The sequence below is a fragment of the Sphingomonas sp. GM_Shp_1 genome (assembly GCF_026540895.1).
In the GTDB taxonomy this organism is placed as follows: domain Bacteria; phylum Pseudomonadota; class Alphaproteobacteria; order Sphingomonadales; family Sphingomonadaceae; genus Sphingomonas.
On the sequence record NZ_JALNUR010000004.1, the window covers coordinates 1 to 13,398 of the forward strand.

Genomic DNA, 13,398 nt, shown 5'->3' on the forward strand with positions numbered 1-13,398 from the left:
CACTGGTCAGAGCGGTGGCGGTGGCGAGGATCGCGAAGGTCTTCAACATGAAAGTCATACTCCCGTTCTTCTGGCGGCGGAGCGGGATCGCATCGCGCCGCATGGTGAAGGGCAGACCGGCGATGCGTGAGCGAAACGACCGGTCTGCGGGGGGTAACGCACTTAATCCAGTTTCGGCACCAAAACGCCGTTGACGATGTGGATGACCCCGTTCGCCTGGGCCAGATCGCCCGCCTCGATATAGCTTTTGTTGCCGCCCGCATCGGTCAGGGTGATGACCGACTGGGTCATGGTGACGGTCAGGGGCTCGCCCTGCACGGTCATGATCGTCGCGGTGCCGCCGCCCGCCGCGATCCGCCGCTGCAACTCGGCGACGCCGACCGTCCCGGGCAGCATATGGAAGCGAAGCAGCCGGACGAGCGAATCGCGATTGGCGGGTTGCAGCAACTGCTCCTGCACGCCGGGGGCGAGGCGTCCGAACGCCTCGTTGGACGGTGCGAACAGCGTATAGGGTCCCGGTCCCGCCAGCGTGGTCGCCAGACCCGACGCACGGACTGCGGCGACCAGCGAGGATAGCGAGGGCGTGGCGGCGGCATTGTCCAGGATCGTCCGGGTCGGCGCCATCGCCTGATCCGGCATCATCGGCGCTTCGGCGGGTGCGGGCGCCGCGGTCGAGGGGGTGGCGGGCGCGGCCTTCTGGTCTGCGCCTCGTCCGCAGGCCCCAAGCCCGATCAGGGCGACGAGCGGCAGCGCGGCCCGCAGGCGTCGTGCGGTAAGGGTCATGGGACACATCTCCTGAAGCAATGGGGTCGGGAGCAAAGACGCGTGCGATACGCTCCGGTTGCGGATGGGTGGGCGACGGGCGATCAGGCAGCCTCGCCCAGGACCTGCGCCAACAGGCGGAAATCCTTCTCGCGTGGGCTGGCCCGCCGCCAGACGAGCGCGATCTTGCGCATGGCGTTCTCCGCATCCAGCGGGCGGGCGGTGATGTTGGTATTCTCCAAAATCCCCGCACGCAGCGCCATTTCGGGCAGCATCGTCATGCCCAGCCCGTTATCGACCATCTGCACGATGGTGTGGAGCGACGTGCCCAGCATCGTCGCCTCCGCCCGCAATTCGGGCCGGTTGCAAGCGGCCAGGGCATGATCCTTCAGGCAATGCCCGTCCTCCAGCAGCAGCAGTCGGGCCTCGTCGATCGCAGAGGCGGGAAACGCGGCGGGCGGGGACCGGTCCTCGTCGGTCGGGAAGGCGACGAACAGCCGGTCGTCGAACAGCGGCTCCGCCGTCACTTCGCCGCAAGCGAAGGGCAGAGCGAGCAGCACGCAATCGGTGCGCCCGTTGTGGAGGCGCTCGCAGGCCGGGCCGCTCGGCTCCTCGCGCAGGAACAGCTTCAGATCGGGATAGTCGCGGCGCAGGCGCGGCAGGATGCGGGGCAGCATGAAGGGCGCGATGGTCGGGATGACCGACATGCGCATCTCCCCCGACAACGGCCGCCCGGCGGCGCGCGCCATGTCGCCCAGCTCGTCCGCCTCGCGCAGCACGCGTCGCGCCTTGTCGGCGATCCGCTCGCCCAGCGGCGTGAAGCGCACGACGCGCCGGGTCCGCTCGACCAGCGTCACGCCGATCAGCGTCTCCAACTCGCGCAGGCCCGCCGACAGGGTCGATTGCGTGACGAAGCACGCATCGGCCGCCCGTCCGAAATGGCCGTGGTCCTGCAAGGCCACCAGATATTGCAGCTGTTTCAACGTAGGTAGATAGGTCGCGGCCATTGATCGTCTCAGTCGATTGCGATTTGACAAATAGCTTGTTGGATCGAACGCGCCAGTCCCCATATCCGTCGCTGCAACGAATACAGGCGGCCCACCGCCGATCGTGCGAGAGGATGGCTGAAGCCGAATTTTTGGGAAGAAATGGAGGCTATTGCCATGTTGACCGTTGGAGACAAGCTCCCCGCATTCACCGTCCCCGTCCAGCAGGGCACCAACGCGCTGCCCGCCGGCGAGACGATCAGCGACACCTCCTATGAGGGCAAGTGGAAGGTCCTGTTCTACTGGCCGAAGGACTTCACCTTCGTGTGCCCGACCGAGATCGTCGGCTATGCGCAGCTGAAGGACGATTTCGCCGATCGTGACGCCGTGCTGATCGGCGCGTCGACCGACACCGCGCATGTCCACCTGGCATGGCGCAAGTCGGACCCGGATCTGGCCGCGGCCGATTTCCCCTGGATCGCGGACAATGGCCGCGTCCTGGCCGACGCGCTGGGCATCGTCGACAAGAATGAGCATGTCGCCTACCGCGCGACCTTCATCATCGACCCCGACAATGTCATCCAGCACGTCACGATCAACGGCCTGAACGTCGGTCGCAACCCGCAGGAAACCCTGCGTGTTCTCGACGCGCTGCAGACCGACGAGCTGTGCCCGTGCAACTGGAACAAGGGTGACGACGTCCTCCAGCTCGCGGCCGAGTAATCCTGTCGTCCGGGGGCGGTAGCGTCCCCGGACCCCATATTCCCGACGCCCCGGCGAGGGTTGCCGATCCGCAATGGTCGGCGGCCCGGACTGGGGCGTCGTTTATCCGGAGCATATCCCATGTCGCTCAAGGAATTTGCCGGGCAGTTGCCCGACTTCGCCAAGGACATTCGGCTGAATGTCGGATCGCTGCTCAACGAGACGGTGCTGAACGATCAGCGCAAATATGGCCTGCTGCTCGCCTGCGCGCACGGCACCGGCCACAAGCCGCTGGTCGAGGCCGCCGAGGCCGAATGCGCGCCCAAGCTTTCGCCCGAGGCCGCCAATGCGGCGCGCGCGGCGGCGGCGGTGATGGCGATGAACAACGTCTATTACCGCTTCACCCACCTGGCCGGGAACCAAGAATATCGCAACATGCCGGCCAAGCTGCGCATGAACGTGATCGGCGCGCCCGGGATCGACAAGATCGACTTCGAGTTGTTCAGCCTCGCGGTCTCGGCGATCAACGGCTGCGGGATGTGCATCGACGCGCATGAGGCGGTGCTGAAGAAGGCGGGTGCCTCGGCGGAGATCATCCAGACCGCCGTCCGTATCGCTGCAGTGATGCAGGCGGTGGCGACCGTCCACTCGGCCATCGCCTAAAACTCCTCCCCGGTACGGGGAGGGGGACCGCCGCGAAGCGGTGGTGGAGGGGGTTTCCCGCCGGATACCCCCTCCGTCAGGCCCATGGCCTGCCGAGAATTTACCCGGCAATCGCCTGATACAATCCCCAGAAGCTGGTCAGCGTCAGGATGATGCCCACCAGCGTCAGCAGAATGCGCGGCGGCACCCGCTTGGCGAGCATCGCCCCGAATGGCGCGGCGAAGATACCGCCGATCAGCAGGCCGACCGTCGCCATGGTGAACGCGCCCCAGCCGAGCTGGCTGATGAAGGTCGCCGAGATGGTCGCGGTCAGGAAGAACTCCGCCGTGTTGACCGTCCCGATGGTGGTTCGCGGCGCGGCCCCCTGCGCCAGCAGGTTGGAGGTCACGACCGGACCCCAGCCTCCGCCACCCGCCGCGTCGAGGAAACCGCCCAGAAAGCCCAGCGGCTCGACGACTTTCGGCTCCCGCGTATGCGCCTTGTGCCGCCAGGCGCGGATCAGCAGGTAGAGGCCGATGGCGGTCAGATAGGCGAGGACGAACGGCTTCACCACTGCCGCGTCGATATTCGACAGGACATAGGCGCCCAGCGCCCCGCCGATCACGCCTGGGATCATCAGGCGCAAGAACAGCCGCCAGTTGACGTTGCGATGGACCGCATGGCTGATCCCCGAGACCGCCGTGGTGAAGGTCTCGACGCTATGCACGCCTGCGGACGCGGCGGCGGGCGGCACGCCCAGGCTGATGAGCAGGGTGTTCGAGATCACGCCGAACGCCATGCCCAGAGCGCCATCGACCACCTGCGCGGCAAAGCCGACCGCCACGAAGGGCAGGATATGGATCAGCTCGGTACTGGTCGGGTCCATCATGTCTCCTTGGGTCGTCCGGCCAGGGCCATGCCGTGTCGGCACCAACGCTGCAACAAAGATAGAGTTTGTCGCGCGGGCCCGCTTTGTCCCGCTATCTGGATTTCGAGGACCTCCGTGCTTAAATGCACCTATCGCATCTGGGGACATGCTCATGCCGAGCCGTTTGGCCGCTTATCTCGATTCGATCCGGGCCCGCGACCCCGCGCCGCATTCGCGGGCGGAGATATTGCTGTATCCGGGCGTCTGGGCCCTGGCCGGTCACCGGATCGCGCATCGCCTCTATCGTGCGCGTGCCTTTTTCCTGGCGCGGCTGGTCAATCACTTCACCCGCTTCCTGACCGCGATCGACATCCATCCGGGTGCCGAGATCGGGCGTAATTTCTTCATCGACCATGGCTTTGTCGTGATCGGCGAGACGGCGGTGATCGGTGACGACGTCACCATCTATCAATGCGTGACGCTGGGCGGGACCAGCCCGGACAATGGCGTGGCGGGCAAGCGTCACCCGACGCTGATGGACGGGGCGATCATCGGTTCGGGCGCGCAGGTGCTGGGCCCGATCACCGTCGGCCCACGCGCTCGGGTCGGGGCCAATGCGGTGGTGACCCGCGACGTGCCCGAGGGCGCGGTGATGGTCGGCATCCCGGCGCGCCCGACAGTGGTGGAGGGCGGTGCCGCGCCCGAACGGCGTTTCGTCCCCTATGGCACGCCCTGTTCGGATGTGTTCGATCCGCAGACGCAGAAGATCGAGTTGCTGCGATGCGAGCTCGACACGATGCGGCGGCGGCTGGACGCGGTGTTGGCCGAGCAGGAAGAGAAGCGCGACCGCGCCTGATGGGGGTCCTGCCGTTTCCCAAGTCTCCGGGGCAGGTCGGGTTCGAGCGGACCGAACTCAACCGCATCCTGGACCTGTATGGCCGGATGGTGGCGGCGGGGCATTGGCGCGATTATGCGATGGATCTGGGGCGGGACGCGGCGATTTTCTCCGCTTTTCGCCGAACCGCCGAGCGGCCCGAATACCGGATCGAGAAGCGCCCCGCCTTGCGCAACCGCCAAGGCATGTGGGCGCTGATCGGCGAGGGGGGTGCGGTCCTCAAGCGCGGGCATGAATTGGGCCCGGTGCTGGCGCCAGTCGAACGCCGCCTGATGAAGCTGGTGGAGGAATAAGAAAAGCGCCGGTCCCCTGGGGAACCGGCGCTTTTTCTACAGCCGGGTGAAGGGCCGCTTACTTGCCGCCACGCTGGCGGCACTGGTCATACTGACCCTTTTTGCAGATCGGGTAGCTCTTGAGGGGAGCCGGGGCCGGATAGGCCTGCGACGGGCTCGGAGCCTGTTGGAACACGACTGGCGCGCCCGGGGGCGGGGCCGATGCCATCGGCGGCTGGGCGGGCTGATAGCCGCCGGCGGTCATCGTCGCGGCGGACGCGGCGGCATTGGCCTGGGTATCGCCGGTCATGGTGTCGGTCGAGGCACCCGCCTGCATCCCGGCCTGGGCCGTGGTGTCCGTGGTCCCGGTCTGGGCCCCCGCTTGGGCGGTGGTGTCGGTCTGGGTCGTGGTCTGAGCCACGGCGGGCATGGCCATCAGCGCGGTGGCGGCCAGAAAAACGAGCTTCATGCGAATCTCCTGTTCAGAAGCGCAAGTGCGTTAGCGCGTGGGCAGAACGTCCCATGCCGCACTTGGCTCCCTCGTTTCGCTTGCGACCCGATCCTGACGCTTTTTTCAGCCTCCCGCGTCGAGCGAATAGCCCGCCGAGCGCACGGTGCGGATGATGTCGGGCCGGTCGCCGATATTGATCGCCTTGCGCAACCGGCGGATATGCACGTCGACCGTCCGGCTCTCGATATCGGAGTCGTGGCCCCAGACCGCGTCGAGCAGCCGCTCGCGCGAGAAGACCCAGCCTGGATGTTCGAGGAAATGCTTGAGGAGACGGAACTCCGTCGGCCCGAGCGAGACGACTTCGCCCGCCCGGCGGACCTTGTGGCCGACCGTGTCCATCTCGATATCGGCATAGGTCAGCGCCTCGCCCGCCAGCGCAGGGCGGACACGGCGCAGCACCGCGCCGACGCGCGCGACCAGTTCGCGCGGCGAGAAGGGCTTGGTGACATAGTCGTCCGCGCCCGTCTCCAACCCGCGTACCCGGTCCTCTTCCTCGCCGCGCGCGGTCAGCATGATGATCGGGACGTTCGCCGTCTCGGGCGAGCGGCGCAGGCGGCGGCAGACCTCGATCCCCGAAATCCCCTCGACCATCCAATCGAGCAGGACGATGTCCGGCGTGCTCTCGCGCGCCAGCAGCAGCGCCTCCTCGCCGTCGGGCGTATGATTGACCTCGAAATCCTCGCGCTTGAAATGGAAGACGAGCAGTTCCGCGAGCGCGGCGTCGTCCTCGACCAGCAACATCTTTACGCGTGCCATGGTGCCTGTTCCCTCAAGAAGGCCAAGTGCCGCCGCGGTCCCGCTCACCCATCTGGGTGCCGGTGGCGGCGAAATAGACCATCTCCGCGACGTTGGTCGCATGGTCCCCAATCCGTTCGAGATTCTTGGCGATGAACAGCAGGTGCGCGACCTGTCCGATCGTCTTGGGATTCTCGACCATATGGGTGACGAGCGTGCGGAAGATGGAATCGTAGAAATCGTCCAGCGCATTGTCGCTGTCGCGGACCCGCACCGCCGCCTCGGCATCACGCGCGGCGAAGGCGTCGAGCACGTCATGCACCATCGCCGATGCGATCCGCGCCATGGCAGGCAGGATCGAGATCGGTTCGATCCGGTCCTCGCTCTCGATCATCGGCACGCGCTTGGCGATGTTCTTGGCATAGTCGCCGATCCGCTCGACGACGCTGGCGATCTTCAGCGCGGCGACGACCTCGCGCAGATCGTTGGCCATGGGCGCGCGCAGGGCGATGGTGCGTACGGCCAGCCGCTCGACCTCGGCCTCGATCAGGTCGATCGCCTTGTCGTCGTCGCGAACCTTGCGCGCGAGTTCCAAGTCGGAGCGTTGCAGCGCCTTGATCGCGTTGGCGATCGCCTCCTCGGCCAATCCGCCCATCTGGCTGATCAGCGCGCGCAACCGGCCGATATCGTTGTCGAAGGCTTTTACGGTGTGGTCCATGATCCTCGTCCTCAGCCGTACCGGCCGGTAATATAGTCCTTCGTCCGCTCTTCCCTGGGGTTGGTGAAGATGTCAGACGTCTTTCCGTACTCGACCAAAGTGCCGAGGTGGAAAAAGGCGGTACGCTGGGAGACGCGGGCTGCCTGTTGCATGTTGTGGGTGACGATCGCGATGGCGTAGCGGCCGCGAAGGTCGTGGATCAGCTCCTCGATCCGCGCGGTGGCGATCGGGTCGAGCGCGCTGCACGGCTCGTCCATCAGGATGACTTCGGGGTCGACGGCGATGGCGCGCGCGATGCACAGCCGCTGCTGCTGGCCGCCCGACAGCGCGGTGCCGCTTTCCGATAGCCGATCCTTGACCTCGTTCCACAGCCCGGCGCGGTTGAGCGAACGCTCGACGATCGCGTCTAGCTCAGTCCGCGACGACGCCAGGCCATGAATGCGCGGGCCATAGGCGACGTTTTCGTAGATCGACTTGGGGAAGGGGTTCGGCTTCTGGAACACCATGCCGACGCGGGCGCGAAGCTGCACCACGTCCATCTCGGGCGCATAGATGTCCTCCCCGTCCAGCCGGATGTCCCCCGACACCTTGGCCGACGGGATGGTGTCGTTCATCCGGTTGAGTGTGCGCAGGAAGGTCGACTTGCCGCAGCCTGAGGGGCCGATGAACGCGATCACATGATCCATGTCGACATCGATCGAGATGTCGTGGATCGCCTGCTTGGCGCCATAGGACACGCTGACGTTGCGCGCGCTTATCTTGGGGGTGCTCACCAGCGTGTCTCGAACCGATTGCGGAGGTAGATGGCCAGCCCGTTCATCGCGAGCAGGAAGACGAGAAGGACGATGATCGCGGCCGAGGTCTTTTCGATGAAGCCCCGGTCCACTTGGTCCGACCAAAGGAAGATTTGCACCGGCAGCACGGTCGCCGGATCGGTCAGCCCGCGCGGCGGTGCTGCGATGAAGGCGCGCATGCCGATCATGAGGAGCGGCGCGGTTTCGCCCAGCGCGCGGGCCATGCCGATGATCGTGCCGGTCAATATGCCGGGCAGGGCCAGCGGCAGCACATGGTGAAAGATCACCTGCACCCGCGACGCGCCGACCGCCAGCGCGGCGTCGCGGATCGAGGGCGGCACCGCCTTGATCGCGTTGCGCCCGGCGATGACGATCACCGGCATGGTCATCAGCGCCAGGGTCAGGCCGCCGACCAAGGGGGCCGACCGGGGAAGCCCGAAGCTCCCCAGGAACACCGCCAGCCCCAGCAGGCCGAAGATGATCGAGGGCACCGCCGCCAGATTGTTGATCGACACCTCGATCATGTCGGTCCAGCGGTTCTTCGGCGCATACTCCTCGAGGTATAGCGCGGCCAGAACACCGATGGGGAAGGCCAGCGCCAGCGTGACCAGCATGGTCAGCAGCGACCCCTTGGCCGCGCCCCATATACCGACCCGCGTCGGGTCGGTCGCATCGGCGTCGCGCAGGAAGCCGATATTCCATCCGGTCGACACCAGCCCGCGCGCGCGCAACCGGGCGACGACCCGCTCGGCCTCCGGCGTACCCTCACCCTTGGCGGCGACGTCATAGACGCTGGCGACGGGCAGGCTGAAATCACTGGTTCGACGGAGGAGCGAAGGGTCGGCCTTCACCGCATCGCGGACCACGATCCACGCGCCGGGCGACAGCAGGTCGACCCCGTCCGGCCCGAAGGCGTTGGTCGCCGCGCGGTCGACCGCGTCCTCCAGCCCCGCACCCGCCAGTGCCAGATCGGCCCCGCGCCCCTTCAGCCGGACGGGCTCGATGGGAAGCTCCGCCGCCGCCAGATCGATCGGCAAGGTGACGCGCGTCTCGGTGAAGCCGCGAAAGCCCTGGGCGATCATCGTAATGAGGAGGAACGCCAGGAACGCCGCCGACAGCGCGACCGCCGCCGCGCCCATCCGGCGGAACCGGCGCTCGGCGGCATAGCGGCGACGCAAGCGCCGCGCCATCGCCGGGCTGCCCCAGCGGTCTGTGGACGAGGGCGGCCTATTCATAGCTTTCCCGATACCGCTTCACCACGCTCAGTGCGACGATGTTGAGGAGCAGGGTGATGACGAACAGCGTCAGGCCCAGTGCGAAGGCGGCAAGCGTCTTGGGGCTGTCGAACTCCGCCTCGCCGGTCAGCAGGTCGACGATCTGGCGCGTGACGGTGGTCGTGCTGGCGAAGGGGTTCGCGGTCAGCGTGGCGACGCCGCTCGCCGCCATGACGACGATCATCGTCTCGCCGATCGCGCGGCTGACCGCGAGCAGGACACCGCCGACGACGCCGGGCAGGGCGGCGGGCAGCATGACGCGGGTGATCGTCTCGGACGGGGTCGCGCCCATCGCCAGGCTGCCGTCGCGCATCGAACTGGGGACTGCGGCCAGGCTGTCATCGGCCATGGACGAGACGAAGGGGATGATCATCACCCCCATGACCAGCCCGGCGGCCAGCGCGCTTTCGGACGAGGCCCAGTCGATGCCGATCGCGACCGCGAATTGCCGCACGGCGGGGGCGACGGTCAACGCGGCGAAATAGCCATAGACGACGGTCGGGATGCCCGCGAGCACCTCCAGCACAGGCTTCATGATTCGGCGCACGCGCGGCGCGGCATATTGGGTCAGATAGATGGCGCTCATCAGGCCGAAGGGGATGGCGACCGCCATGGCGATCACCGCGCCGATGAAGAAGGTCCCCCAGAACAACGGCACCGCCCCCAGCGACGCGCCGGGATCGCGCGGGTCGATGACCTGCGGGCTCCAATGGGTGCCGAACAGGAAGTCGGTGATCGGCACGACCGAGAAGAAGCGTCCGGCCTCGTACAATAGGGAAGCCACGATTCCGGCGGTGGTCAGGATCGCGATGAGTGAAGCGGCGAGGAGGAGGCCCAGCACCACCCGCTCGATCCGGGTGCGCGCCGAGAAACCGGGCTTCACCTGCAGATAGGCATAGGCCCCCCCGGCCAGCGCCAGCAGCAGGACGATCGCGGTGGCGATCCAGTCGATCCGCGTCTGCGCCCGGTCATAGGCGGGGGCGAGCGTCCTCGACAGCGCGTGGAAGGCGCCATGCGCACGCCCCGCCGCCAGCGCGCGCGCCTCGGACAGGATCGCCGCCCGCTCGAAACCCGGCGCGGGCAGTTGCGCGGCGGCGGGGACGTGCAGCACCATGTCGGTGACGAGCGCGGGCGAGGTCGCCGACCAGATGGCGAGGAAGATCATCGGCGGCACCGTGGTCCACAGTGCGACATACCAGCCGTGATGATGGGGCAGCGAACTGACCCGCGCGCTGGACCGCCGCCGAAAGCCGAGCGCGCGCATCCGCGTCGAGGCCCAGGCGATGATGCCCAGCCCCAGGATCAGGATGAGGAGGATCACGCCGCTCATGACGGCAGATGTGCCGGATCGAGCGGAATTTCCCTGGTGATGATCGTGCGGGCCTGCGCCTGGACCGCAGCGGGCGACGCGATCAGGCCGCGCCGCGTCAGGGGGCCGTTCGCGCCCCAATTCGCGGCATAGAGCGTCAGGAAGCGCCGCAAGCCCGGAATGGCGTCGAGATGCGCCTTCTTCACATAGATATAGAGCGGGCGAGACCCCGGATAACGATCGGCGGCGATCGCGTCATAGGTCGGTGCGACCCCGTCGATGGTGACGCCGTTCACCGTCTGGCGGTTCTCCTCCAGATAGGAATAGCCGAACACGCCCAGCGCATCCGGATTGGCCTGGAGCTTCTGGACGATCAGATTGTCGTTCTCGCCCGCGTCGATATAGGCGCCGTCATCGCGGACGCGCGTGCAGAGCAGATGGTGCGCCAGCGGATCGCGCTCGGCCAGCGCCCGCGCCTGCGGCTCGACCGCGTCGCATCCGCGCATCAGGATCAGTTCGGCCAGGGCGTCGCGGGTGCCGCTGGTCGCCGGTGGGCCATAGACCTGGATCGGAATGGCGGGCAGCGCCGGGTTCACGTCGCGCCAGGTCCGTGCGCGATTGGGCTTGCCGCCCGGATGCGCGCCGATCGCGCGATAAATGTCGGCGGTGGTCAGCGCCATGCGCGGCCCGCGCTTCGACTCGGCGAAGGCGATGCCGTCGATCCCGATGGGGATTTCCAGCACCTCCCCCGCGCCATGCGCCGCGCAGTCGCGATATTCGCCCGCCTTCATCCGGCGCGAGGCGTTCTCGATGTCCGGATGTCCCGCCCCGATCCCGGCGCAGAACAATTTCATGCCAGCACCCGTGCCGGTCGACTCGATGACCGGCGCCTTGGCCTCGGGATCGGCGGCGACGAAGCGCTCGGCGATGATGGTGGTGAAGGGATAGACGGTCGAGGACCCGACCGCCGTGATCTGCTCGCGCACGCCCGCGCCGCCGCCATTGGCCTGATCGTGACAGGCCGCCAGCGCGAACATCGCGGCGAGAAGGCAGGGCAGGCGCATCGAAATCCTCAGGCCACCGGAACGGGTGCGAACTGGCCGCTGCCACGTTCACCATACCCCCGTGTGACATTTCTATTGCGCTTTTGTGACAGCGTCCTCGGAAACCCCTTTCGCGGCGGTCTTCGCGATGGGGAGGCGCACGGAAATGGTCGTGCCCACGCCGACCTCGCTGGCGATTTCCAGCCGACCGCGATGGCGCTCGACGATATGCTTGACGATCGCCAGGCCCAGGCCGGTGCCGCCGATACTGCGGCTGCGTCCCGAATCGACGCGGTAGAAGCGCTCGGTCAGGCGGGGCAGGTGATTGGCGGCGATCCCTTCGCCCTGATCGGCGACGGTCAGCCGCAGCTTGATATCGTCCTGTTCCAGCGTCACGCGGACCGGCGTGTCGGCGCGACCATATTTCATCGCATTGCCGATCAGGTTGTGGAGCATCTGCGACAATTGCGCCCGGTCGCCCACGACCGGCGGCAGATCCTCTCCGAGGTCGCACACGATATCCGCCGCGCGGGGCGAGCCGGAGTCCAGAAATTCCTCGTGAACATCCTCGACCAGATCGACCAGATCGACCGGCTGGGCGGGCTGGCGGTATTTGTCCGCCTCGATCCGGCTGAGCGAGATCAGGTCCTCGACCAGCCGCTGCATCCGCCGGGCCTCGTCGAACATCACCTTCAGGAAACGGGCGCGAATTTCGGGGTCGTCGCCCGCTTCGTCGCCCAGCGTCTCGATGAAACCGAGAATGGAGGCCAGCGGCGTGCGCAGCTCGTGGCTGGCATTGGCGACGAAATCGACGCGCATCCGCTCGGCGGCGTCATGCGCGGTCTGGTCGATCAGATGGACGATACGCTGACCCCCGGTCGTATCCGCGACCCGCATTTCCCAGCGTTGTTCCAGCGAGCCCAGTCCGACCAGCGAGATCGGCTGACCCGGCTCGGTCACGCCGCCCTGGGCCAGCAGGCGATCGGCGGCGGCGGGGTGGCGGATTGCGATGCGGGCATCCTCCCCGACGATATGCGCGCCCAGCAAGGCGCGGGCGGACCGGTTGGCGAGGACGACCTGTCCCTTCTCGATCAGCAGCACCGGCTCGACGATCGCGTCCAGCGCTTCCTCCAGCAGAGGCGACAGCGGTCCCCGCCCGTCCTCGGGCGAGGCTTGCTCCTCATCCTTGTGCGGCACGCCTTCGCTCGCCACGAGAGCAGCCGCGATGCCGCCGACCAGGGTGATGATCGCCGGGGCGGGGCCGCTGGTCATGAACACCACGATCGCGGCGACGACGATGACGACGATGGCCCATAAGGTGCGAATGCCGAATCCCATGGCATGCCGATGTAGCGGGCGGCGTGCGGCCTGTCTTCCTCCCAGCTTGGGTCAGCCTCCGTTCGCGTGGGTGCTTGTCGGGCGGGCGCGAATATGGAACACCGCGCCGTCATGGATGACATGACCCCATCCCCCGAAAATCCGGCCCCCGACAATGGGGTGGAGCCCGTCGCCGGCACGTCGCCCGTCACCAGCCGGCGGATGCTGATGCTCGGTGCCGTCGGGGCGAGCGCGGTGGTCGCGATCCGCCCGGCGCTGGCGCAGACGGCGGGATCGGTGCTGAACTGCCAGATCCCCGTGCCCGATCCGGGGCGCGCGGGCAGCTATATCGCGCTCGACGGAACGACGGTCCCGGCGCGTACCCTGGGCGCCTTCGCGCCGCCGAGCCGCCCCTATACGGGCGAGGAGGTTCGTCAGGCGCTGCAAGGCGGGATGCTGCCCAACTCGAATTTCCTCAGCAACCGGGCCTATCTCAACTATATTCGGCGATTGCAGCGCGGGCAGGGCGGCTTCACCTGCTATGCCTCGTTGCAGATGCCGGGCAATTGA

16 protein-coding genes are annotated in these 13,398 nt (G+C 67.2%); 5 read left to right on the forward strand and 11 right to left on the reverse strand.

Features of this window, described 5'->3' with window-relative positions; all coding sequences use genetic code 11:
• Positions 1 to 162 precede the first annotated feature (162 nt).
• Together OXQ33_RS03400 and OXQ33_RS03405 are read right to left on the reverse strand one after the other, a co-directional pair.
• Complete coding sequence (locus tag OXQ33_RS03400) at positions 163 to 783, reverse strand: fasciclin domain-containing protein (RefSeq protein WP_267433285.1); 621 nt, start codon at positions 781 to 783, stop codon at positions 163 to 165.
• Positions 784 to 866: 83 nt separating this feature from the next.
• On the reverse strand, positions 867 to 1,769 hold the full coding sequence (locus OXQ33_RS03405) for a hydrogen peroxide-inducible genes activator (RefSeq protein ID WP_267433286.1): 903 nt from the start codon (positions 1,767 to 1,769) through the stop codon (positions 867 to 869).
• A 156-nt stretch (positions 1,770 to 1,925) separates the two neighbouring features.
• Here OXQ33_RS03405 and OXQ33_RS03410 point away from each other — a divergent pair, with 156 nt between their 5' ends.
• Positions 1,926 to 2,471, forward strand: coding sequence for a peroxiredoxin (locus OXQ33_RS03410; protein WP_007403328.1), 546 nt, complete (start codon positions 1,926 to 1,928; stop codon positions 2,469 to 2,471).
• A 120-nt stretch (positions 2,472 to 2,591) separates the two neighbouring features.
• Entirely contained in the window at positions 2,592 to 3,113 is a 522-nt protein-coding gene (locus tag OXQ33_RS03415) for a carboxymuconolactone decarboxylase family protein (RefSeq protein WP_267433287.1), read from the forward strand.
• A gap of 100 nt (positions 3,114 to 3,213) precedes the next feature.
• Here OXQ33_RS03415 and OXQ33_RS03420 read toward each other — a convergent pair whose 3' ends face one another.
• Positions 3,214 to 3,978 (reverse strand): sulfite exporter TauE/SafE family protein, encoded by a 765-nt coding sequence (locus OXQ33_RS03420; protein WP_267433458.1) that lies wholly within the window; start codon positions 3,976 to 3,978, stop codon positions 3,214 to 3,216.
• A 154-nt stretch (positions 3,979 to 4,132) separates the two neighbouring features.
• On the opposite strand from OXQ33_RS03420, the gene epsC reads away from it, so the two are divergent.
• Together epsC and OXQ33_RS03430 are read left to right on the forward strand one after the other, a co-directional pair.
• The gene (gene epsC, locus OXQ33_RS03425) at positions 4,133 to 4,816 is read left to right on the forward strand and encodes a serine O-acetyltransferase EpsC (protein ID WP_267433288.1); all 684 of its coding nucleotides are present in this window, start codon (positions 4,133 to 4,135) and stop codon (positions 4,814 to 4,816) included.
• Positions 4,816 to 5,148: a DUF2794 domain-containing protein gene (locus OXQ33_RS03430; RefSeq protein ID WP_267433289.1), complete on the forward strand. Its 333-nt coding sequence runs from the start codon at positions 4,816 to 4,818 to the stop codon at positions 5,146 to 5,148. Before epsC ends, OXQ33_RS03430 begins: the two co-directional genes overlap by 1 nt.
• A 58-nt stretch (positions 5,149 to 5,206) precedes the next feature.
• On the opposite strand, the gene OXQ33_RS03435 is transcribed toward OXQ33_RS03430, so the two are convergent.
• From OXQ33_RS03435 to OXQ33_RS03470, 8 genes are all read right to left on the reverse strand, one after another.
• The gene (locus OXQ33_RS03435) at positions 5,207 to 5,596 is read right to left on the reverse strand and encodes a hypothetical protein (protein ID WP_267433290.1); all 390 of its coding nucleotides are present in this window, start codon (positions 5,594 to 5,596) and stop codon (positions 5,207 to 5,209) included.
• Between the two features lie 105 nt (positions 5,597 to 5,701).
• Positions 5,702 to 6,394, reverse strand: a complete 693-nt coding sequence (phoB, locus tag OXQ33_RS03440) for a phosphate regulon transcriptional regulator PhoB (RefSeq protein WP_267433291.1) — start codon at positions 6,392 to 6,394, stop codon at positions 5,702 to 5,704.
• A 13-nt stretch (positions 6,395 to 6,407) separates the two neighbouring features.
• Positions 6,408 to 7,091 (reverse strand): phosphate signaling complex protein PhoU, encoded by a 684-nt coding sequence (gene phoU, locus OXQ33_RS03445; protein WP_267433292.1) that lies wholly within the window; start codon positions 7,089 to 7,091, stop codon positions 6,408 to 6,410.
• Positions 7,092 to 7,102: 11 nt separating this feature from the next.
• A complete protein-coding gene (gene pstB / locus OXQ33_RS03450) occupies positions 7,103 to 7,867 on the reverse strand; it encodes a phosphate ABC transporter ATP-binding protein PstB (RefSeq protein WP_267433459.1) in 765 nt (254 codons plus the stop codon).
• Positions 7,861 to 9,075, reverse strand: a complete 1,215-nt coding sequence (gene pstA, locus OXQ33_RS03455) for a phosphate ABC transporter permease PstA (RefSeq protein WP_267433293.1) — start codon at positions 9,073 to 9,075, stop codon at positions 7,861 to 7,863. Before pstA ends, pstB begins: the two co-directional genes overlap by 7 nt.
• A 37-nt stretch (positions 9,076 to 9,112) precedes the next feature.
• Complete coding sequence (gene pstC, locus OXQ33_RS03460; protein WP_267433294.1) at positions 9,113 to 10,489, reverse strand: phosphate ABC transporter permease subunit PstC; 1,377 nt, start codon at positions 10,487 to 10,489, stop codon at positions 9,113 to 9,115.
• Positions 10,486 to 11,532 (reverse strand): substrate-binding domain-containing protein, encoded by a 1,047-nt coding sequence (locus tag OXQ33_RS03465; protein ID WP_267433295.1) that lies wholly within the window; start codon positions 11,530 to 11,532, stop codon positions 10,486 to 10,488. The genes pstC and OXQ33_RS03465 overlap by 4 nt, the downstream gene beginning before the upstream one ends.
• 72 nt (positions 11,533 to 11,604) lie before the next feature.
• Positions 11,605 to 12,849: an ATP-binding protein gene (locus tag OXQ33_RS03470; protein ID WP_267433296.1), complete on the reverse strand. Its 1,245-nt coding sequence runs from the start codon at positions 12,847 to 12,849 to the stop codon at positions 11,605 to 11,607.
• Positions 12,850 to 12,960: 111 nt separating this feature from the next.
• On the opposite strand from OXQ33_RS03470, the gene OXQ33_RS03475 reads away from it, so the two are divergent.
• Positions 12,961 to 13,398, forward strand: a complete 438-nt coding sequence (locus tag OXQ33_RS03475) for a hypothetical protein (RefSeq protein ID WP_267433297.1) — start codon at positions 12,961 to 12,963, stop codon at positions 13,396 to 13,398.

What these genes read in the sequence shown, in the direction of transcription:
- OXQ33_RS03400 (WP_267433285.1), bottom strand. Translation starts at nt 783, where the DNA reads ATGACCCTTACCGCACGACGCCTGCGGGCCGCGCTGCCGCTCGTCGCC.
- OXQ33_RS03405 (WP_267433286.1), bottom strand. Translation starts at nt 1,769, where the DNA reads ATGGCCGCGACCTATCTACCTACGTTGAAACAGCTGCAATATCTGGTG.
- OXQ33_RS03410 (WP_007403328.1), top strand. Translation starts at nt 1,926, where the DNA reads ATGTTGACCGTTGGAGACAAGCTCCCCGCATTCACCGTCCCCGTCCAG.
- OXQ33_RS03415 (WP_267433287.1), top strand. Translation starts at nt 2,592, where the DNA reads ATGTCGCTCAAGGAATTTGCCGGGCAGTTGCCCGACTTCGCCAAGGAC.
- OXQ33_RS03420 (WP_267433458.1), bottom strand. Translation starts at nt 3,978, where the DNA reads ATGGACCCGACCAGTACCGAGCTGATCCATATCCTGCCCTTCGTGGCG.
- epsC (WP_267433288.1), top strand. Translation starts at nt 4,133, where the DNA reads ATGCCGAGCCGTTTGGCCGCTTATCTCGATTCGATCCGGGCCCGCGAC.
- OXQ33_RS03430 (WP_267433289.1), top strand. Translation starts at nt 4,816, where the DNA reads ATGGGGGTCCTGCCGTTTCCCAAGTCTCCGGGGCAGGTCGGGTTCGAG.
- OXQ33_RS03435 (WP_267433290.1), bottom strand. Translation starts at nt 5,596, where the DNA reads ATGAAGCTCGTTTTTCTGGCCGCCACCGCGCTGATGGCCATGCCCGCC.
- phoB (WP_267433291.1), bottom strand. Translation starts at nt 6,394, where the DNA reads ATGGCACGCGTAAAGATGTTGCTGGTCGAGGACGACGCCGCGCTCGCG.
- phoU (WP_267433292.1), bottom strand. Translation starts at nt 7,091, where the DNA reads ATGGACCACACCGTAAAAGCCTTCGACAACGATATCGGCCGGTTGCGC.
- pstA (WP_267433293.1), bottom strand. Translation starts at nt 9,075, where the DNA reads ATGGCGCGGCGCTTGCGTCGCCGCTATGCCGCCGAGCGCCGGTTCCGC.
- pstC (WP_267433294.1), bottom strand. Translation starts at nt 10,489, where the DNA reads ATGAGCGGCGTGATCCTCCTCATCCTGATCCTGGGGCTGGGCATCATC.
- OXQ33_RS03465 (WP_267433295.1), bottom strand. Translation starts at nt 11,532, where the DNA reads ATGCGCCTGCCCTGCCTTCTCGCCGCGATGTTCGCGCTGGCGGCCTGT.
- OXQ33_RS03470 (WP_267433296.1), bottom strand. Translation starts at nt 12,849, where the DNA reads ATGGGATTCGGCATTCGCACCTTATGGGCCATCGTCGTCATCGTCGTC.
- OXQ33_RS03475 (WP_267433297.1), top strand. Translation starts at nt 12,961, where the DNA reads ATGGATGACATGACCCCATCCCCCGAAAATCCGGCCCCCGACAATGGG.